Source organism: Streptomyces sp. NPDC007896, assembly GCF_042959425.1.
Taxonomy (GTDB): domain Bacteria; phylum Actinomycetota; class Actinomycetes; order Streptomycetales; family Streptomycetaceae; genus Streptomyces.
Window position 1 is genome coordinate 1 of sequence record NZ_JBIBKX010000044.1, and the last position, 19,359, is coordinate 19,359.

General features: G+C 67.9%; 14 protein-coding genes and 7 pseudogenes. 8 read left to right on the forward strand and 13 right to left on the reverse strand.

The window, feature by feature from the left end; all coding sequences use genetic code 11:
• Together ACFZDJ_RS54625 and ACFZDJ_RS54630 are read left to right on the forward strand one after the other, a co-directional pair.
• Positions 1-439 (forward strand): annotated as a pseudogene (locus ACFZDJ_RS54625) (SAM-dependent methyltransferase); the annotation flags it as partial.
• 286 nt (positions 440-725) lie between these two features.
• Complete coding sequence (locus tag ACFZDJ_RS54630; protein ID WP_391070745.1) at positions 726-2,549, forward strand: glycoside hydrolase family 15 protein; 1,824 nt, start codon at positions 726-728, stop codon at positions 2,547-2,549.
• A 153-nt stretch (positions 2,550-2,702) separates the two neighbouring features.
• Here the strand turns inward: ACFZDJ_RS54630 and ACFZDJ_RS54635 are convergent, their stop codons facing one another.
• Positions 2,703-3,329 (reverse strand): ABATE domain-containing protein, encoded by a 627-nt coding sequence (locus tag ACFZDJ_RS54635; RefSeq protein ID WP_390929943.1) that lies wholly within the window; start codon positions 3,327-3,329, stop codon positions 2,703-2,705.
• Positions 3,330-3,482: 153 nt separating this feature from the next.
• Here ACFZDJ_RS54635 and ACFZDJ_RS54640 point away from each other — a divergent pair, with 153 nt between their 5' ends.
• Positions 3,483-4,190, forward strand: coding sequence for an alpha/beta fold hydrolase (locus tag ACFZDJ_RS54640; protein ID WP_391070747.1), 708 nt, complete (start codon positions 3,483-3,485; stop codon positions 4,188-4,190).
• A gap of 63 nt (positions 4,191-4,253) precedes the next feature.
• Complete coding sequence (locus tag ACFZDJ_RS54645) at positions 4,254-5,141, forward strand: alpha/beta fold hydrolase (RefSeq protein WP_391070749.1); 888 nt, start codon at positions 4,254-4,256, stop codon at positions 5,139-5,141.
• An 86-nt stretch (positions 5,142-5,227) separates the two neighbouring features.
• Here the strand turns inward: ACFZDJ_RS54645 and ACFZDJ_RS54650 are convergent.
• Positions 5,228-5,716, reverse strand: a pseudogene (locus ACFZDJ_RS54650) (IS5 family transposase); the annotation flags it as partial.
• A gap of 156 nt (positions 5,717-5,872) precedes the next feature.
• On the opposite strand from ACFZDJ_RS54650, the gene ACFZDJ_RS54655 reads away from it, so the two are divergent.
• Positions 5,873-6,130 carry a hypothetical protein gene (locus tag ACFZDJ_RS54655; RefSeq protein ID WP_391070751.1) on the forward strand — a complete coding sequence of 86 codons (258 nt, stop codon included), beginning with the start codon at positions 5,873-5,875 and terminating at the stop codon, positions 6,128-6,130.
• A gap of 155 nt (positions 6,131-6,285) precedes the next feature.
• On the opposite strand, the gene ACFZDJ_RS54660 is transcribed toward ACFZDJ_RS54655, so the two are convergent.
• The 3 genes and pseudogenes from ACFZDJ_RS54660 to ACFZDJ_RS54670 all read right to left on the reverse strand — a co-directional run bounded on the left by ACFZDJ_RS54660 (position 6,286) and on the right by ACFZDJ_RS54670 (position 9,022).
• On the reverse strand, positions 6,286-7,179 hold the full coding sequence (locus ACFZDJ_RS54660) for a haloalkane dehalogenase (RefSeq protein WP_390929950.1): 894 nt from the start codon (positions 7,177-7,179) through the stop codon (positions 6,286-6,288).
• A gap of 184 nt (positions 7,180-7,363) precedes the next feature.
• A complete protein-coding gene (locus ACFZDJ_RS54665) occupies positions 7,364-7,969 on the reverse strand; it encodes an isochorismatase family protein (protein WP_390929951.1) in 606 nt (201 codons plus the stop codon).
• 239 nt (positions 7,970-8,208) lie between these two features.
• Positions 8,209-9,022, reverse strand: a pseudogene (locus ACFZDJ_RS54670) (IS5 family transposase).
• A gap of 146 nt (positions 9,023-9,168) precedes the next feature.
• Between ACFZDJ_RS54670 and ACFZDJ_RS54675 the strand changes: the two are divergent.
• Positions 9,169-9,909, forward strand: a pseudogene (locus ACFZDJ_RS54675) (IS5 family transposase); the annotation flags it as partial.
• Between the two features lie 90 nt (positions 9,910-9,999).
• On the opposite strand, the gene ACFZDJ_RS54680 reads toward ACFZDJ_RS54675, so the two are convergent.
• The 8 genes and pseudogenes from ACFZDJ_RS54680 to ACFZDJ_RS54715 all read right to left on the reverse strand — a co-directional run bounded on the left by ACFZDJ_RS54680 (position 10,000) and on the right by ACFZDJ_RS54715 (position 17,299).
• Complete coding sequence (locus tag ACFZDJ_RS54680) at positions 10,000-10,320, reverse strand: hypothetical protein (RefSeq protein ID WP_391070752.1); 321 nt, start codon at positions 10,318-10,320, stop codon at positions 10,000-10,002.
• A 613-nt stretch (positions 10,321-10,933) separates the two neighbouring features.
• Positions 10,934-12,625: a phosphatase PAP2 family protein gene (locus ACFZDJ_RS54685; protein WP_391070754.1), complete on the reverse strand. Its 1,692-nt coding sequence runs from the start codon at positions 12,623-12,625 to the stop codon at positions 10,934-10,936.
• A gap of 286 nt (positions 12,626-12,911) precedes the next feature.
• A complete protein-coding gene (locus ACFZDJ_RS54690; RefSeq protein ID WP_391070755.1) occupies positions 12,912-13,334 on the reverse strand; it encodes an ATP-binding protein in 423 nt (140 codons plus the stop codon).
• Positions 13,335-14,181: 847 nt separating this feature from the next.
• Positions 14,182-14,367 carry a hypothetical protein gene (locus ACFZDJ_RS54695; protein WP_391070756.1) on the reverse strand — a complete coding sequence of 62 codons (186 nt, stop codon included), beginning with the start codon at positions 14,365-14,367 and terminating at the stop codon, positions 14,182-14,184.
• A gap of 216 nt (positions 14,368-14,583) precedes the next feature.
• Positions 14,584-15,369, reverse strand: coding sequence for a zf-HC2 domain-containing protein (locus ACFZDJ_RS54700; protein WP_391070757.1), 786 nt, complete (start codon positions 15,367-15,369; stop codon positions 14,584-14,586).
• A 25-nt stretch (positions 15,370-15,394) separates the two neighbouring features.
• A pseudogene (locus ACFZDJ_RS54705) lies at positions 15,395-15,996 on the reverse strand (sigma-70 family RNA polymerase sigma factor).
• A 558-nt stretch (positions 15,997-16,554) separates the two neighbouring features.
• Positions 16,555-16,833 (reverse strand): annotated as a pseudogene (locus tag ACFZDJ_RS54710) (transposase); the annotation flags it as partial.
• A 256-nt stretch (positions 16,834-17,089) separates the two neighbouring features.
• On the reverse strand, positions 17,090-17,299 hold the full coding sequence (locus tag ACFZDJ_RS54715; RefSeq protein WP_075032920.1) for a DUF6243 family protein: 210 nt from the start codon (positions 17,297-17,299) through the stop codon (positions 17,090-17,092).
• A gap of 302 nt (positions 17,300-17,601) precedes the next feature.
• On the opposite strand from ACFZDJ_RS54715, the gene ACFZDJ_RS54720 reads away from it, so the two are divergent.
• Both ACFZDJ_RS54720 and ACFZDJ_RS54725 read left to right on the forward strand, forming a co-directional pair.
• Entirely contained in the window at positions 17,602-17,883 is a 282-nt protein-coding gene (locus ACFZDJ_RS54720; RefSeq protein WP_391070759.1) for a transposase, read from the forward strand.
• Positions 17,884-18,157: 274 nt separating this feature from the next.
• Positions 18,158-19,209 (forward strand): annotated as a pseudogene (locus ACFZDJ_RS54725) (IS110 family transposase).
• Positions 19,210-19,359 lie beyond the last annotated feature (150 nt).

Genomic DNA, 19,359 nt, shown 5'->3' on the forward strand with positions numbered 1-19,359 from the left:
GGGAGTCTTCGCCCTCGGGGTCGACATCGCCCCTCGCGCGGTCGCACTGACCACCACTCTGGGCGGGCTCGCACTGTGCCGATCGGTCTTCGACCAGCTGCCGGCCGAGAGAGGCTGGCAGACGGTGCTGCTCATCGACGGCAACATCGGCATCGGAGGCGACCCTCGCGGCCTGCTGCGCCGCTGCCGCGGCCTCGTCGCCCCCACCGGGCGTCTCGTCGTCGAGGTCGACCCCGCCGACGTCGAGGAACAGTGCACTGCCCGGTTCGAGGACCTCCACGGCCGGAGCGGTCCGTTCTTTCCCTGGGCGCGGCTCGGACGACCAGCGCTCAACAGGATCGCCGCCGACCTTGCCCTCAGCGTCACCGACCAGTGGGGATACGGCCACCGACGCTTCCTCGCCCTCGGCCGCCCAGATTCGGCCTCGGGACCTCGCTGATGACGCGGGGTCGGCCACGCGGCGGCGGGGAGACACGACGTACGCCGACCGGACGCCGACCGGACGCCGAGCGCGGCACCGGCTCGTGCCACTCGGTCGGAGCAACCGTCGGCAACCGGCACGTGCGATCCACCGGTCGTGCTGATTGGCTGGAGGGGAATCCGCTGTTCAGGGAGGCTGGGATCCATGTCACCCGTCAGGCACCTGGAGAGACCTGCGGCGCGGGCGACTGCTCACGTCGTCCCGGCCGGGCCGCGTCCGGCCCGAGGTGGACGGGCTGCGACGCATGAGTGCGCGACCGATCGGTGACCACGCCCTGCTGTCAGACTGCCGCTCGGCCGCGCTGGTGACCTCCGACGGCTCGGTGGACTGGCTGTGCGTGCCCCGGTTCGACAGCCCGGCGATCTTCGCCCGGCTCCTCGACGAGGACGCCGGCCACTGGTCCATCCGCCCTGTCACCGGCCCGGTCGACATCAGCCGCCGTTACGTCGAGGACACCCTCGTTCTGGAGACGGTCTTCCGCACGACCGGGGGCACCGCGGTCCTGCGGGATGCCCTTGCCCTGGGACGGCGCGAACGCGGGCACGCGCTCGGCACCGCTTCCCCTGGAATGCTGCTGCGGCAGATCACCTGCACCGAAGGGCGGGTGGACATCGAGATCGCCTACGCGCCGCGCCCGGAGTTCGGACTCGTCCACCCACTCCTCTCAGCCGTGCCAGGTGGGCTTGCGGCGTACGGGGGCGCCCATGTTCTGCTGCTGTCGAGCCCCGTCGACCTGCGGATGAGCGGCTCCACGGCCCACGGCCGAATCCCGCTCACGGCGGGGCACCGCCTCGGATTCGCCCTGCACGTCGGGACGGCGTGGGAGAGGGAGTCGGCGGCCTGGCGGACGGGACGGATCCGGCGTCGTATGTCCGACACCGTCGAAGGCTGGCGCTCCTGGTCGAAGCTCCACCGCGGCTACGTCGGCCCTTGGCAGGACGAAGTGAGCCACAGTGGACGCGTGCTGCGAGCCCTGACCTTCGCACCCACCGGGGCCATCGTCGCCGCGGCCACCACCTCTCTGCCCGAGAAGACGGGCGGAATGCGCAACTGGGACTACCGCTACACATGGGTCCGCGACGCCAGCTTTACCATTCAGGCACTGGCCACGGCCGCCTGCGAGAAGGAGAAGAACCGGTTCTTCGGCTTCCTCGCCCGGGCCGCGGCAACCCAACTCGACCGCGGCGCCGACCTGCAGATCATGTACGGCATCGGCGGAGAACGTGATCTGAGCGAGCGGCCCCTGCCTCACCTGACCGGCTGGCGCAACAGCAGCCCCGTTCGGATCGGCAACGACGCCTGGCGCCAACGCCAACTCGACGTCTACGGCGAACTCCTCGACGCCGCAGCCCAGACCCTTCCACCCGATGAGCCTCTCGACCCAGCCACCCGCACCTTCCTGCTCCAGGCAGCCGAGACAGCCGCCCAGCGGTGGACCCAACCGGATCAAGGCATCTGGGAAAGGCGCGGACCCAGCAGACACTTCCTCCACTCGAAACTGATGTGCTGGGTCGCCCTGGACCGCGCCATCAGCATGGCCCCTGCCCTCCAGGCCGACGAACGCCTGCCCCACTGGCAGCACGAGCGCGACCAGATCCGCCAAGCCATCGAACAACGCGGCTGGAACCCCTACCTTGGCGCCTTCACCCAGGCATTCGACACTGACGACCTCGACGCCTCCGCACTGATGCTGCCCATCGTCGGCTTCCTTCCACCACACGACCCCCGCATCCAGTCCACCGTGCTGGCCATCGCCACCCAACTGACCGACCACAACGGCCTGGTCCGCCGCTACCTCACCGACGAACTACAGGAAGAAGAAGGCACCTTCCTGCTGTGCACCTTCTGGCTTGCCCAAGCCCTCGCCCTCACCGGCCACACCACCCATGCACGACACGCCTTCCAAACCGCCCTCGCACACGCCAACGACCTCGGCCTGCTGGCCGAGGAGACCGACTCCACCACAGCAGAGGCCCTCGGCAACTTCCCCCAAGCCTTCAGCCACATCGGACTCATCAACGCCGCTCGCGCCATCCGCGATGCCGAGCGACAAGAAATGCACGCCTAGAGGCAATGCCGCGTTGGAGGCACCTGCGGCGAACTGCTCGGCGGCCTTCATCCGGATCCGCTCACGAGACACCTGCTGTCGTCCCCGTCCCCGACGGAGCCAGGCCACCAGGCGGTCACGGAATCAGCGGTGCCCTGGCCGAGGTCGCCGACCTCAGCGTGGTGCCTTGGCGCGGTTTCGGTGAGCCTCTTGCTTCGCACGGTTGCCGCAGGTCGCCATGCTGCACCAGCGGCGAGCGCGGCTTCGCGTATGGTCGGCGAACAACAGTGTGCAGGTCGATCCCTGGCACGCCTTGACGTTCGTGAAGTCCTCCTGACTGACGACCCTCGCCAGTGCCTGCCCGATCGGCAACAGCAGCGAATCCGGTGTCCGCCATCGGCGCTCCGTGCGAAGTTCCAGACCGTTGGGGCCTGCGGGCCCGCCGGCCACGACCCGAACGAACTGTTCATCGCGTGCGAGCAGTTGATTCAGCGGCTCCAGATCGCGGGCGTCCTCGGACCGGACGGACCGCCCCTTCCGCACATCGACGAACCCCCGGAACCATTCCCGAAGGGTTCTCGCCTGGGCGGCGACATGGTCCATCTCCCCCGGCATGACCTCCGCTCGCAGCCTCTCGAGCACCTCGGCCGGCACCAGCTCAGCCTGGTCCAGCCATGCCATCAGACCCTCGCCGTCGGTGATCCAGTCGACCTGGGTACCGGCCGGGGTGGCGACCGAATTCAGGAAGTCCAGGCCGAGGGCGTCGGCGATGAAGATGGCCGGCGGCCGGTGGTCCGACACGGAACACGCTCCATGGGTCGATGTCAGCCTCGAATCGAGAGTAACCACCCTGTCGACCCTTGACAAGTTACAAACCGCCTCCCTAACCTTCAAAATGTCGCCAAGGCGGTTACGTGTCGGGCTTCGAGGCGACCGGATCCAGAGGAGCGGGAAATGTCCCTGAACGGCGTGTCCGTGGCACTCGTACACGGTGCATGGGCGGACGGTTCGAGCTGGAGCAAGGTGATCGGACCCCTGCGGGATGCCGGTGCGAACGTGGTCGCGGCGCAGCTGCCGCTGACGTCACTGGCGGAGGACGTGGCTGCGCTGGAGCGGACGCTCGATCGGGTCGAAGGCCAGGTCGTACTGGTCGGCCACGCCTATGCCGGCGCCGTGATCGCCGAGACACGCAATCCGAAGGTGCAAGCCCTCGTGTACGTCGCCGCGCTCGCGCCGGACGAGGGCGAGACGGTAGCCGCCGTCTTCGGCCGCGCCGAGCCACACCCGAAGACCCCCGCGCTCGACCCCGACCCCGAGGGCCTGATCTGGCTCCCGCAGGAGGCGTTCGCAGCCGCGTTCGCCCAGCGCGCCACCGCCGAGGAGCAGGCACTTCTCGCAGTCGTCCAGCGGCCGATCGCCCTGTCCAACATCACCGTTGAGGTACAGCGGCCTCTATGGAAGGACCGGCCGAGCTGGTTCCTCGTGGCCGAGGAGGACCGCATGATCGCCCCCGAGACCCAGCGGTTCATGGCCGAGCGAATGTCGGCCCGCCAGGTGTCGAAGCCGGTCGACCATACGCCGATGGTCACCGCCCCCGACGTCGTCGTGGACATCATCCTGGACGCCGCCCGCAGCGTGTCGAGGACCGGGGAGTCCTCGTGACCAAGTCGGAAAAGTAACCTTACTAGAGATACTTAACTAGTTACACAGTCAAGGGAGAACCACATGACCTCCATCGCCTACCGCTCGGCAAACGTCGACGGCCTGAACATCTTCTACCGCGAAGCCGGTCCCGCCGACGCTCCGACACTGCTTCTGCTGCACGGCTTCCCGAGCGCGAGCCACATGTTTCGCGACCTCATTCCCCACCTGGCCGGGCGTCTCCACCTCGTGGCCCCCGACCTGCCCGGTTTCGGCCAGTCCGACATGCCGCCGCGCAACGACTTCGACTACACCTTCGAGCACATCGCGGGCGTCATCGACCGCTTCACCGAGGTGATCGGCCTGGACCGTTTCGCGCTCTACGTCTTCGACTACGGCGCGCCGACCGGCTTCCGGATCGCGGCCAAGCACCCGGAGCGGATCACCGCGATCATCTCGCAGAACGGCAACGCCTACGAGGAAGGTCTGAGCGAGGGCTGGAACCCGATCCGTGCCTACTGGCAGGACCGGTCGCCCGCCAACCGCGACGCGCTGCGCGGCTTCCTGTCGCCCGACACAACCCGCTGGCAGTACACGCACGGTACAGCCGATCCGACTGCGGTCTCCCCGGACGGCATGACACTTGACGACGCGTACCTGGCGCGACCTGGCGCCGACGAGATTCAACTGGATCTCTTCGGCGACTACCACACCAACGTCGCGCTCTACCCGGCATTCCAGGAGTACTTCCGGAAGCACCAACCGCCGTTCCTGGCCACGTGGGGCCGGAACGACCCGTTCTTCCTGCCCCCCGGCGCCGAGGCGTTCAAGCGCGACCTCCCCGACGCCGTCATCCGCCTCCTGGACACCGGCCACTTCGCCCTTGAGACCCACGCCGAGGAGATCGCGACAGCCATCGACGAGTTCCTCACCCGAGAGAGCGTCGGGCAACCGATCAACTCCTTGCGATGACGGGCCGGTGGTGATCTTCGAGTGGCGAGCCGTCCGCGAAGATCACCAGTGGATGAACTGCCTGGTGCAGGCCCGCCGAGCCGGCTGAGGTGGATGCCGCCGGTGTTGTCGGAGATTCTGGCGGCGGTCACCCGGACGGCCAGCAGCAGGCCAAGGGTGTCGACGCCGATATGGCGCTTGCATCCTGCGATCTTCTTGCCTGCGTCAATGCCTGGGCCGGCCGCGGGCACGTTGGCGGAGGTCTTGACACTCTGAGCATCCAGCACGCAGGCGCTCGGTTCGGCGCTGCGGCCTTCAGCTTCATGCACCAGGCGTCGCAGCAGCCCGTTGAGCTGGTCGAAGACGCTTTTCTTCTGCCAGGCGGCGAAGTAGCCATAGACCGTCTCCCACGGTGCGAAGTCGTGCGGCAGGCAGCGCCAGGGGATCCCGGTGCGGTCGACGTAGAGGATGGCGTCCGTGATGCGGCGCAGGTCGTGCTCGGGCGGGCGGCCGATGTCCAGGCCGTTGCCTCTGGGCTCGGCCCGCCAGGCGGTGAGCGCGGAACCGATCAACTCCCAGCGGGCATCGAACGCCAGGTTGGAAAGGGCTCACGGTCCTGTGCCTTGAGAGGGAACGTCGCCGTGAAACGCGCCCCCGGACGATTGCGGACGGTGGCCTGCCCCTAACCCGCATTCAGCTTGCGACAGTACAGATGCGCTCCTCGTCCAGCCGCACAGTCGCCGACGGGGCAGATGAGCACGACGCCGTGGTGGAGGCCGGTGATCCCGGCAGCGGACCACGGCTGGCCATCCGGCATGTTCGTGGCCACCTTCCAGACCTCCATCGCCATCGGATCACTGCTCGGCGGCGTGATGGTCGACGCCTCCGGCACCCGCACCGCGATGTTTTATCTGGGGTGGCCCGATGGCTTCAGGCACGTGAGACAAATGGCCCCGCCGGGTAACACCCTCGCGGATATCCGGGGGTTGTTCAGGCATGTCCGGTACTGAGTCACAGCCAGAAGGTGACGAGCGGCAGCAGAGCCTCCACCCGAGCCCCCGGCCCTCCCAGCAAGCTGCTGGGGAATTGCATGACCGCTGACAACTGGCGGGGTTCGAGGGCAGGATGCTCATGCCGTTGTTGTAGCAGCCATCATCGAGCCTCGCTAATTAGCTCCTCTGACAGCACTCACAAAATCCACAAGGGCCGCGCCAATCACATCTGGCGCGTCCTCCTGAAGGAAGTGGATGCCCGGAACCGTGATCTCGGTTTGGTTCGGCCATGTGCGGCAGAAGTCACGGTGACGGCCAGTGGTAAGAAGCCCAGGGTCGCCGTTGATGAAAAGCTTTGGAACGTCCGATTCGGCAAGCCAGGAGGAGTATTCATTGACGATCTGAACCACATCTGCCGGCTCGCCCTCGATTGGAAGCTCGCGCGGCCATGTCAACGTCGCGCGTCGACTTTCGCCGGGCTTCACATACGGAGCACGGTAAACCGCCATCTCCTCATCGGAAAGATCCCGCAGCATACTTGCCGGCAACACATGCTCAACAAACGCGTTGTCTTGCAGCACCATCGCTTCACCTGCAGGCGAACGGAAGCCTTGGAATACCTTCATGGCTTCTTCGTTGTTCCAGTCATCCCATACCTGCGGCATCACGATTGACTCCATGTAGGCGATGCCGGAAACGAGATCCTGGTGCTGGTAAGCCCAGTTGAACCCGAGGGCCGAGCCCCAGTCGTGCAGTACAAACACGATATTTCCGTCGATTCCCAACTTGTCCCAGAGGCGGAACAGGTACTCGCGTTGCTCCTGGAAGGTGTATCGGTCGGGGCCCGAGTCGGGAAGTTTGCCCGAGTCGCCCATGCCGACCAGGTCACACGCGATGAGACGCCCCATCCCTTCCAGATGCGGCATGATGTTGCGCCAGAGATAAGACGAGGTCGGATTGCCGTGTTGGAAGACGATCGGGTCCCCTTCACCCTCGTCGATGTAGGCCATCTGAATGCCGTGGACCTCGGCAAACTTCTTCGGCGCGTAGGGTGCGTACGTTGACATTCTGTATCTTTCTTTCGGTGTTCGGCGGACAACGTCTGTGGCCACAAGCCACAGACGTTGTCTTGCTGAGCGGCCGGTAACCGCGCGGTTGGGAATGGCGGGGCTCTGTTCAAGGGATCGCGATGTCACCCTCGATCCTGCACAGGAGTCCGTATCGGTTGTCGGGGCCGCCGGGCGCCGGCGGTTATCCCAGGGCGCTGAGCACCTGGTCGGCGGTGGGTGTCTCGCCGAACCACTTTTGGATCACGTCGAGCGAGCGGGCGTGGGCCGCGTCGCTGTCGGCGGTGCAGGCATCGGAGACGACGGTCGTCCGGTATCCCAGGTCGCATGCACCGCGCGCGGTGGATTCGACGGCAACGTCGGTGGCGATGCCGACGAGCACGAGGGTGTCGACGCCTGCCAGGCGGAGAATGGTGTCGAGTTCGGTGCGGTCGAACCCGCTGGTCGCCTGCCCCCTGACGACCGGTTCTTCGGACCGGGGGGCGATATCGTCGATGACCTCGACCGCGGGAGTGCCCTCCAGCAGGCAGCCACTGTCGATGAGCGTGCGAAACAGCGGGGAGTTCGGCCTGACCCCGGGGAACCCTGGCTGGTATGTGACCAGGGTGTAGACCACCTTCGCCTTTGCCGTGCGGAACCCGTCCAGCAGCCGTGCCTGGACCCCGATGAGCCCTGTCTCCTCGGCCCGGTGCCGGAAAAGCCGGTTGAAGGGGGTGTCAACTTCCCCAGCCACCCCCTTGGCCATATGCACCACCATCAGAGCCGTCCGGGCCGGATCAAGCCTGTCCATCGGTGCGCCCTCCTGGCTTCGCGCGGTAGGTACATGGGCCTGCTGGCGCTACAAGGTGCAGACATCCACAGCACCATGAGCGCACAAGCCAGGAGCAGCCGCTACGTTTCATTGCCCCAAAGGAGTGGCTTGGGCTGTCGGCATCAGACACAAGCACTCAGCTCAGCAGATCCGTCCGTTGACCAGAGGTCTGCCTGCCACCACGGCGTCACCGACACCAACTTGCCTAACACCGTTTCCTACATGGTCAGTTTGCCGAGGCGTTTGTAGCAGCAGAGGGCAGCGGCGAGGCCGAGGAATGCCAGGTAGTTGCGGGGATGTCGCTCGTAGCGGGGTGACAGGCGGCGGTAGCCGGTCAGTCAGGACAGGGTGCGCTCGATGATTCACCGTCGGCGGCCCAGTCGTTCGCTTGAGTCGAGTCCTTTGCGGGCGATGCGGATGCCGATACGTTGACTGTGCAGCCATTTCAGCAGGTCAGGAACGTCGTAGGCTTTGTCGGCATGCAGTCGCTGGGGCTTGGAATGGTCGCTGTGGGATTCGTGTCCTATGTGGACATGGGCGACCATCGGCTTCAGCCCGAGGCTGTCATGTGTGTTCGCTGCGGAGAGGCCGACGCGTAGGGGCAGTCCGTTCGCGTCGGACAGGACGTGCATCTTGGAACCCGGCTTACCCCGCTCCACGGGCGACGGACCTGCAAGTTCGCCCCCTTTGGGCGCGGACGTGAGCGGAGTCCAGTACCGCCCGGGACAGGTCGATGAAGCCCTGGCCGGCGAGCATTTCGAGCACCCTCTGGTGCAGCCGTCCCCAAACACTCGCCCGCGACCAGATCAGGAACCGGCGGTGCACCGTCGACTTCGACGCCCCGAAACACGGCGGCAGAGCCCGCCAGGCACAGCCGCTGACCAGCACGTAAATGATGGCCGCGAACACCGCCTCGTCATCGATGTTGGCCACCCCGCCGCCGTGCGGACGTACTCGCGCCGGCGGAAGCAAAGGCTTGGCGATCTCCCACAGCCCCGCCGGCACGATCCATCCCCACCGCCCACTCCCCATAACCCGGCCAACGACCAACTGACCATGTAGGACACGGTGTAAGTGGGCGGTTCGTGAGTCTTTGAGTCGTTCTGTGGTCGCCTGATGACGTGGGGTGGGGGCGGAACCCGTGGGTCCGTGGTGCGGGGTCTGCTGGGGTTGGCGGGATGAGTGAACGCAAGCCGTATTCCAGCGACTTATCGGACGAGCAGTGGTCGTTGATCGAGCCGGTGATCACCGCGTGGAAGGACCGGCACCGCTCGGTCAGCGGTCATCAGGGCGCTTACGACATGCGGGAGATCGTGAACGCGATCCTCTACCAGGGGCGGACCGGCTGCCCGTGGGCCTACCTCCCGCACGACCTGCCGCAGAAGAGTGCGACGTACTACTACTTCGCCGCCTGGCGGGACGACGGAACCGACCAGGTCATCCATGAACTCCTGCGCTGCCAGGTCCGTGAACGCGCCCGGCAATGAGAGGACCCGACCCTGGTGGTACTGGACACCCAGAGTGTCCACGCGGCCGTCGGGGTCCCCGCCGCCACGACCGGCTACGATCCGGCAAAGCGGGTGCCGGGCCGCAAGCGCGGCGTGGCCGTGGACGTCCTCGGCCTGGTCATCGCGGTCGTCGTCCTCGCCGCGAACACCCACGACAACACCGCGGGCATCGTCCTGCTGGACCAGGTCGCCGAGCACACCGGCGACACCGTCCGCAAAGCCCTGGTCGACCAGGGCTTCAAGAACCAGGTCGTCGACCACGGCGCCACCCTGGGCATCGACGTCGAGATCGTCGAACGCGACCCCGGCTACCGGGGATTCCTGCCGCAGCCGAAGCGGTGGAGGGTCGAGCAGACCTACGGAATCCTGATACGTAGTCGGGTGTGTGCGTGCGGCCGAACGCATACACCCCCTCCGCGACCGCGACCGGCAGCAAAGCAGCCAAAAAGCCCGCCACCGCTCGTGCGGGACGCCGCATCCGCGCGCCCGTGTGCCCGGTCATCAGTCCCCCATCAATCGGGTTCGACCTCGCTGCCGGATGCGTTTACGACGTACCACTGTGGCGCCGGACGCGCTGGTTTCCTCGCCGTTGGTGTCACCGGCCGTCGTGTCATCCGCGAAGCAGTGCAGCGGGTGCCCGGTGTAGGTCACTTGCGTGATGCCGTTGGAGCGTTTTGAGGTGCTGATCAGGTTGCTTCTGGCAAGCGGGGGGCGTGCCGGAGGTGAGCGGCGGCGGCCAGGCAAACGCGCATGCTCCGCCGCCGGTCGGCGTAGTCGGCTTGGCGGCCTCGGGAAGGTAGAGCGTCCGCCTCTTGGCGTCATCCAGGATGGGGCCGAGCTTGCTGAAGTGCACCATGGCCGTGCCAGTGGCGGCGGCCGCGCTGCCGGGTGCGGCCGAGCCGATGTATACGGGGATGCCGACTGACAGCGCTCCAGAGGTGGGCCTGGGACAGGCGGATGAGATCGTCCGGCTGGGACAGCCGCTTGCAGCAGCAAGCGGCACGGCGGAAACCGCCGGCACTGCCGCCGCGGCCATTCCTTTCATGGGCGCTCCATGGTGTTGGACGGCGCATCCAGGCAGCCGCGGGAAACGACCCCAGCGGACCGCTTCTCCCAGTTGGCCCCGGGTGCTCGGGTCCTGTCCACTCCAACTGGCCCGCCTGGGCAGACGCTGCTCCATTGGTGAGGTCCCCGTCTACCTGACTTCGGCTCGTCAGACATCTCAACGCCATGGGATGTCTGACGAGCCGGAGTCAGTAGGAAGCCAGGACTTCTTGCGGGCAGGCATCCGGCCTGCCGGCCAGCAACTGCGGGCCCTCGGCGCGGAGGATGGCCGCTCTTTGAGCGTGGTCCGAGCCAGTGGTACCCGATGCGCCGGGACCACTGGCTTCTGGCCACTGCCATGCTGTGCATGGTTGTCGCGCGGTGGGGGCGGTCAGAAATGACGCGCCACGAAATCGGCCACCTGGGTGCCGAGTTGCTGGCCCGCGCGGTTGTCGAGGGAGGTGTGCTGGCCGGACCAGATCCGGCTGAGCCACGCTTCGGTAGCGGCGTCCTGGAAGCCGGCGAAGGTTCGGGTGACGCCCTTCGATGTCACCGCGAGATGATGCCGCGCACCGTAGAACCCGGCGAGCGTCGTTGCCGCAGCCTGGCTGAGAGCGCCGTGAGCGCCGGGATAGGACGGATCCGGTGCGGTCGGCAGCAGGGGGGTCCAGTTGGGATCGCCGACGATGCTCGGGTTGTAGTGCGTACCGCCGAGCCGGATGGCGGTCACGGGCCGCCATACGCGGTAGGCGTACTTGGCGTCGTACATCGCGATCGTGGTGTCGGCGAGGGACAGGTCGAGCCGGGCGAAGACCTTCACCGCCTTCTCCAGGCTCGCGTTCTGGGAGGTGACAAGGCCCTGCGCGACCTGGTTCCAGACGTTCCAGACGGGTGCCGCCGCCCAGAACTTCGCGGCTGCCGTCTGATCGGGGGTGCGGGTGGTACTGGTCTTGCTCCCCAGGCTCTTGACCTCGTTCAAGGCGGTGGCGTACGCGGCGCCGCTCACGGCCGGCGGCGCTGCCGGGCGGAACTGGCGTCCGCTGGCCAGCACGAACGGCTTGACCGAGCCCCAGTTGGTGAACACCGGTGCCGGGAACTTGGGAGGGGTGGGCCGGTAGTCACCGGCCTTGTCGCCGGGACGGAACCGCGGCGGCTCGGCTGAGGACCCGTCGTGGGACCGCAGGCTGATCAGTCGGCGGGCGACCGCGGCTCCCACACCAATGCCCGCCTGCTTGCCCGGGCCGCCCGGAATCGCGGACAACTGGCTGCTCAGCCGCTGGTCCACGCCCGCGCGCTTGGCCGGGTACAGGGCGACCAGCACATCGTGGGCTGCCTGGTCCGCTGCGGCATCCGCACGAGCGCCTCCTGGCGCCGACACCGAGAACACGTAGGCGGGGCCGGCCCGGGTGATCGATACCACGGCGTCGTACTCGGCGGCCTGGAGAAGCGCGAAGCTGCGCGTGGGTTGGACGGTGGACGGCTGCGCCTTCGGATCGCCGAGGATGGTGATGAGCTCGCGGTTCCACTCCACGACCGACATCCCCGACCCCGTCGCGGCGGTGCGCAGGGCCGGCGAGTGAACGGTGGTGGACCCGAAGGCCGGGCTGGTGAGTCCGGCTGCCAGCACGGTTCCGGCAAGTATGGCGAGTGTCTTCTGCTTTCCACCCATGTTCTGTGGCTCCTTGTCACTGGTGGTGGGCTGTGGCAACTGGCGGTCATGCACGTGGCTCATCTGGGCCAGCCACGCGAGCGTGATGGTGTCGGAGTGGTGCGGTCCGGCCGCCAGGTCGGGATGGTGGCGGTCGTGGAGGAGGAGTTGTTCGGCGGTTTCTGCGACCGGGCCGGGGCCGGGGTCGTCCAGGGCCATCCGGTCCATGAGGGCGGTCCGGCATAGCAGCCAGGCGCGTTCGGCGGCCGTCGCATCGATTGGGGGCCGTGTGAGGGGCCTGGCCTGGCGGCCGTCGCGTTCGGCTCCGGGGGCGAGCACTTGGTGCATCTCGCGGCGCAGATCTGGCGCATTCGTATATGCCTCGTGCGGGGGCGGGGCGTCGATGCCCTTGCCGCTGTTCGGGGTGACGTCCACGCTCACACCTCCGCCGGTACGCAGGGGCCAGCGCCGCAGCGTTGACACAGCACCGTGTCGTGGTGGGGGCCGCCGTGATCGAGGGCCGATGGGTGTGCCGTGGACCGCATGGGTACGTGGACCGGGCCCGGGCGGCCGTCGATGGGGCACGGCTTGTGGGTCGCGAAGACCCGCTCGGCGGGGGCGTCGGGTGACCCGGCGCCGCGGCCGCCCCCGGTAGCCCGTCGCTGTGCTGCAGTGCCGGCCCCGGCAGGGGGTCGCAGCTCGTGCGGAGCGTACGGTCCGGTCATGGCGAGCACCTCAGGCAAGCGCGGACTTCGCGGCCGCTGCGTGTCTGGTGGATCTCGGTCGACTGGGCGAGGTACTGGACGATGCCGGTGCCACGGCCGTGTTCGTCGGGGGCGGCCTCGGAGCGATGGCGCTCCACGGCCGCGCCGGAGTCAGTGACCACAATGTGCAGAGTGTCGTGGTCGAGGGCGAGCAGCAGGGTCATGCGCTCATGGCCGTACTGGGCGGCGTTGGCGGCGAGTTCGTCGACGATGAGAACGGCGGAGTCCCGCTCGCTTGTGGGCACACTCCAGGTCTCCAGCACATCGGCCGCGAAGTGACGGGCGGCGGAGACGTGCACCTCCTGCGCCGGCAGGGTGCGCAGTGCCTGGCGGCGGCAGGGCCGGCCGAGCAGTGAAGTCGGGCTGGCTGAATCGGTCACAAACATGGTCTTCTGGCTCTTCTGTGGATTGGCTGAGACCGGAACGGGGTGACCGCACATAATTTCGGGGGCGGTCGGTAGGCCGGATCCTGATCCTGCATGGGCGCGCTCATTCAGTTCCACGGACGACGCATGCCGGACGGTTCGAGCTATTCGCCTCTTTTGTTCGGATTCTTGCGAGTCATGTCAATGTCGGCGCCTGTCTGGGCTCAGCCGCCTCCGCCCAGAGCTCGCTGCCGCACGGCCGGACCGGGCGCCGGCAGCTCGGTCCCCTCGCCCGTGATCTCCCGGACGCCCCTGCGGGAACGTCGCACCGTAGAGCGGGACCGACATCCCTGCCGCATCTCGGCTGGGTCGCAGTCCTCGGCGTGCAGACGTGCTGGACCTTCTTCTCCGGGCTGTACGGACTTCGGGGAAATAGAAGAGTTGTGCACGCCCCGTCGGCCCACTCATGCATGCAGTCAGCTGCGGACTGGGCCGGTTCGCCGGAGCGGGGGCGAGAGTGACCACGGCCTGGAAACCGTCGGCGCGTCGCGGGAGCCACTACGGAGGTCGCGTGACGGAAGCGGGCCAGAGCCCCACGACCGAGCTGCAGAACTGCCCCGATACCGACACAGTCCCCCGATGACAGGTCGTGCAGGCGAAGCAGCCGCAGCGGCTGACCGGCCCCGCGATGTGTGGCACCACAGCGGCCAGATCGATCGGATGGCTGCTTGAACCCGCCCCTCGACCCGCTGGTCGTGCACCCGGATGGCCTTCACCTTGATCAGCCTGGCCGCGGGGGTGATCTTTCCCGGCCGGTGGCGGCCGCTTCGACCACCAGCCGCCTCCGCGCGCTTGGTGCCGATCAGCCCTCGGCCATGAAGGTGCCGGTGTCGGCCTCCAAGGCCGCCGCGCTCATCGGCCGGGAGCCCTTGTCGGGACGGTCTCGCCGATGCCGGAGCCGTGCGGTGTGGCGGCCTCGGGGGACGACGGTGATCACGAGCGTGCCTGTACAGCCGATGTCACGAGCAGAAACCTCTTCGATGGCCATCGGCTGGACGTCCCGTGCGCGCTCCTCCAACCCGGTCCACCGGTCTTGAGGCGGCCCGGTTGATGTCGACTGCCCGGGGCCCCTCTCCGCTGACGGCCCGGCCTCTCGAAGGACGTCTCCTTGGCCTCTTGTGCCACCATGCGCTCACGCCCGGCTGCTGTCGTCATGTCACTGGGCGGCCGGGCCGTCCCGTGACAGGACCGCCACGGCCTGTCCTCACGCTCGGATGGTGACCAGCTTCTGACCGTCGCCTGCGAGGATCTCAAAGTGCTCGATGGCTCCCGGAGCCATGGCGACCGCTCCTGGGATCGTGGTGCCGGGAGGGTACTCGCCTGCCCGCCAGGTAGCGCCGTCCGTCCTGGCCCCGCCGGGCTCGACCGCCTGCAGCCGGCAGGTGATTCCGGCGGGTCCCCCCCTGACGGAGATCTGCAGGAGACTCCCCCAGGCAGAGGGCGAGACCTTCACCGAGGCGGAGACGCCGGTGGTGGGATCGCTTCCGGAGAACGCGCGCCAGGTAGTCGGCCCGGGTGCTCTCGCCTGACTGCCCACGGAGCCGATGGCTGCCAGCCATGTGCCGCCGGCCGCTGCCGCGATGAGCGTCAGCGAGACCGCAGCGCCGGCCAGTTGCAGACGCCAGGACCTGCGGCGCCTGGCCGCGGCCTGCTGGAGCAGCCTCTCCAGCACACCCCCCTCTGGCGTCTGCGACACCGCGGGCGCGGCGGGCCGTTCGGGCAGGGAGCCCTGCGCGCTTTCGGCTGCCCGTGCCACCAGCCGGTCGGTCAGGCCCCTGTCGGCCGCCGGCACCGTCTGGCCCGCGGCTTCGGCTTCGGCTTCGGTCACCGTCGCCAGCAGCGCAGGCAATCCCGCCAGCTGGACGTGTTCGGCCCGGCATTCGGCGCACGCCGCGAGGTGGACGCGCACCTGTTCCATGTCCGCCGAGGGCAGCGTGCCCAGGACGTATCCACCCAGCGTCAGCTGGAGGGCGTCGTGCTCCGCACTCATGGTCACCGCCTCCTGCCCACCACGGTCATGGCTCGCTCCCCCGTTCCTGCAGCGCCAGCCGCAGGGCGTGCAGGGCGTAGTACGTCCGCGACTTCATGGTGCCCAGCGGGATGCCCAGCACCTGTGCGGCCTCCGCCATGCTCCGCCCCGGTACTAGGTCTCCAGCAGGACGGCGCGGTGGTCCGGGGACAGTGACCGGACGGCGTCGGCAACCGCCCAGCTCTGCGGTGCCTGCTCGAACTGGTCCTCGCCCGGCGTCTGCTCGGCGGCCCGCTGAAGGGCCTCGCCGCGGACCTCGGCCGGTCTGGCCTGCCGGGCCCGGTGGGCGTCGATGACCAGGTGCCGGGCGACCGTACACAGCCATGCCCGGGCCGGGCCGCGTGCGGGGGCGAACGCGGCGGGATGCTGCCACGCTCGCAGCAATGTCTCCTGCACCACGTCCTCTGCCCATTGCCAGTCTCCTGAGGTCAGTCGCAGCACGTAGTGGAACAGGGCTCCTGCGTGCTCCGCGTACAGAGTGCGCGGCAGTTCCTCACCTACGGTCGAAAGGGTCCCTCTACCAGCGACACGGTGCGCGGAGCGATCCGGATCGGTCCTTGGACCACGCTTTCGGGAACTCCAGGGCATACGACGATCATCCGCATATACACCGCTTTGTCCCGCACGAGCAGCCCCGCGCCGGTCACGCTCTGTGCGCGTCGCGGGTGGCACGTCCTTGCGGCGTTACGGCCTCACCAGGATCAAGCATGCGTGGGCCCGGGGTCGGCTGATCCGCGGCGATCCCGCTTTCTGAACTGCACGACGCCCCTCCCCAGGCAGCCCGCACATCCACGGCGTGCGAACCGTCGTGCCCCGCAGCCGCTGATCATCCGGCACGTACGATCAAGTCGAGCGGCGCCGCGCAGGATCAACACCAGAGCGCGACCACCCCGTGAAGCCCAGGACCACATGACCCAGGGGCCGTGAGCAGCCAAGCATTCTGGCCTCGTCGCAACGGCGCAGCGTGACGGAAAGCCGAAGCCACTGCTCCCGCCAATCACGGCACACCGTCGCAACCCACCACACGCAGAGCCCCCATCGGCATCAGCCGACGGGGGCTCCTCACCTCTCACAGTGTTGCGACGACCACTGGAATCCGCCCAGACCGGCCGGGCTTCGTCGTGCTGTCAGCTGTCACGACAGCCCTTATGAGCGGGGTCCTGGCTGTAGCCATCTGACCAGGTGGAAGACCTCTCGGGCCGCATAGCGTTTGAGGCAACGGACAATTTCGCGTCGGGTCCTGCCCTCCTTGATGCGGCGCTCGTAGTAGTCCTGGGTGCGCGGGTCGACCCGCAGGCGGGTGAACACGATGCGGTGGAGCACGGCGTTGGCCTGCCGGTCGCCGCCGCGGTTGAGACGACGGTACTGCCGGCGTCTCGAGGAACGCTCGACGGGACTGACCCCGCACAAAGCGGCGAAGGACGCTCTGCACGCTCTTCCCTGACAGTGTCGCCCGGGCTGGGCACGGGGAACGCGCTGGTGGTGATGCTGCTGGTGCAGCTCGGGTGGTGGCGGTGACGCGGCTGCCGAATCTGCGGCCGCCCCGGGTGGTCGACTGAGACGCGGGTGCTCGGCCGAGAGCTGAGCGGGACCGGCCGCGCCCGGTACGGCAGCAGGGCCCGGACCGCGCGTCGCGGTCCGGGCCCTGCCCCATGCGGTGCCGCCCTGCGGCGGCGGTGCGTCAGCTCTGTGCGGTGTCGTCGCTCGTCTGCCCGGCGCCCTCGGCTGCGCCTACCTTCTCGCGCATCTTGCGCACCAGCTCCGCCTTCTGGTCGGCGGCACCCTGGCGGTCGAGGTTGCGGTGCGGACCGTTGTTCTGCCGTTCGGCGCGGGACAGCTTCTTGCGCTGGCCGCCTCCCATGCCCACGGGGTTGTTGATGTTCTTGCTCACGGGTTCTCCCGGAATGATGTGAAGTGATCTACGGATTCATCGGTGGGGGACGGGCGCGGCAACGTCGAAGGACGTCAGCAGGGGCCCATCACGCTCTCACTCGTAAATCGGCGTCTGGAAGAACATGAACAAGACGTTACCCGGTTCCGTCGGACCCGCCCACCAACCTTTTCGCCGCCCCGGCGCCGGCCGGGCCTTCGGCGAGCGCCCGGGGCCAGCCGTTTCCTTCCAGTCAGCTAACGGACCATGCCCCCTCACATCACGGAGCCCCGCCAGATGAAGGCGAGCCGACCTGCAAGTCCGTGCCCGCAGCGAGCAACAGACACCCGAGTGGAAGGCCCGCTACGCGGTCCGCTCCGGAGTGGAGGGGCACCATCAACGAGTTCGCCCACGGACACGGCATGCGCCACTGCCGCTGCCGAGGACTGCCCAGAACTCACTCGCAACACGCACTCACGGCTATCGCCGTGAACATCGAACGCCTCAGCAACCTGGCACCAGCGGAGGAAGTCCCTTCAGCACGGCCGCCGACCGCTTTCCAGACCTACCTGGACCACCACGGGATCCCCCGGTCGAAGTCCTGACGCACCCTCGGCACCTGATCTCAACCCCCCAAGATCCCCGACTGTGAGGATGCGGGAGGCACCGCTCGTGGGTCTGACCCGATCCCCGATTGACGCTCCGGCTGTCCTCACTCTGAATCGTCGACCTGCCGAGCGGTGCCATTGCGCGCACCGGCTCGGCGATCGTGACCTCATAGGAGCTTGACCGAGGCGGTCCCATCACAGTCGTGTCCGTCCGCCGAGCCGGTGCGCGCGAGCCCACACCACCGCGCACGGAAGGACCAACACGGCCGCCATGCCACAGCCCATCGAAGTAATCGGCGGGATCGACACCCACACCGACGTCCACCAGGCCGCCGTCATCGACACCATCGGCCGGCACCTGGCCACCGACGCATTCCCCACCACGCCTGACGGCTATCGGCACCTGCCGGCGTGGCTGCGCTCGCACGGCCAGGTGCTGACGGTGGGCATGGAGGGCACCGGATCCTACGGCGCCGAACTGGCCCGGCACTTGCGTGCCAGCCAGATCACCGTGGTCGAAGTGGACCGGCCCGATCGTCGAGCTCGCCGCGCCGCGGGCAAATCCGACCCTGTCGACGCCAACGCCGCCGCCACCGCAGTGCTCTCCGGCCGTGCCAACGGCACCCCGAAGACCGCGACGGCACGGTCGAGGCAATCCGCGCGCTGCGCGTGGTACGTGCCAGCGCCATCAAGGCCCGCACCCAGACCATCAACCAGCTCAAATCACTGATCGTCACCGCGCCTGCTGCGGCGCGCGAAGCACTGCGCTCGCTGACCACCGCCGAGCTGATACGGCGCCTGGCCGCCAGCCGACCCGGCTCCGATCTGACCACCCCGGCCACCGCCGTCAAACTCGCGCTCAAACGCCTGGCCAAGCGATACCAGCACCTGAGCGAGGAGATCGCAGACGCGGACGCCGAACTGCGCGCCCTGATCACCCACACCGCGCCCGGCCTGCTCGCGCTACCTGGCATCGGGACCGAAACCGCCGGGCAGTTGCTGGTCACCGCCAGGGACAACCCCGACAGGCTCGTCTCGGAGGCATCCTTCGCCCACCTGTGCGCAGCCGCACCCGTGCCGGCCTCCTCAGGCCGCACTGATCGCCATCGACTCAACCGCGGCGGCGGCCGCCAGGCCAACCGCGCGCTGCACACCATCGTCCTGGTCCGCATGCGTCACGACCCACGCACCCGAAACTACGTCGCACGACGCACCCTCGAAGGGCTCAAGACGAAGGACATCTTCAGATGCCTCAAGCGCTTCGTCGCGCGAGAGGTCTACCACCACCTCACCAGCGCACCATCGACATATCCAGCCACTTGACGATCTACAGGAGCTTCTGTGACCTCGATCAGGAGCCCACCCCGAAGGGCCGGAGTACAGGGTCACGCCATCGGGGACGAGCACTAACACTCATCCCGTGAGGCAGTTGAGGTTGCGGGCGCCGTGCACCACGAGGAAGTGCAGCGCGGT

Coding starts and splice junctions, on each gene's coding strand:
- ACFZDJ_RS54630 (WP_391070745.1), top strand. CDS start 726: ATGAGTGCGCGACCGATCGGTGACCACGCCCTGCTGTCAGACTGCCGC.
- ACFZDJ_RS54640 (WP_391070747.1), top strand. CDS start 3,483: ATGTCCCTGAACGGCGTGTCCGTGGCACTCGTACACGGTGCATGGGCG.
- ACFZDJ_RS54645 (WP_391070749.1), top strand. CDS start 4,254: ATGACCTCCATCGCCTACCGCTCGGCAAACGTCGACGGCCTGAACATC.
- ACFZDJ_RS54655 (WP_391070751.1), top strand. CDS start 5,873: ATGAGCACGACGCCGTGGTGGAGGCCGGTGATCCCGGCAGCGGACCAC.
- ACFZDJ_RS54660 (WP_390929950.1), bottom strand. CDS start 7,179: ATGTCAACGTACGCACCCTACGCGCCGAAGAAGTTTGCCGAGGTCCAC.
- ACFZDJ_RS54665 (WP_390929951.1), bottom strand. CDS start 7,969: ATGGACAGGCTTGATCCGGCCCGGACGGCTCTGATGGTGGTGCATATG.
- ACFZDJ_RS54680 (WP_391070752.1), bottom strand. CDS start 10,320: ATGACGCCAAGAGGCGGACGCTCTACCTTCCCGAGGCCGCCAAGCCGA.
- ACFZDJ_RS54695 (WP_391070756.1), bottom strand. CDS start 14,367: ATGGCCATCGAAGAGGTTTCTGCTCGTGACATCGGCTGTACAGGCACG.
- ACFZDJ_RS54700 (WP_391070757.1), bottom strand. CDS start 15,369: ATGAGTGCGGAGCACGACGCCCTCCAGCTGACGCTGGGTGGATACGTC.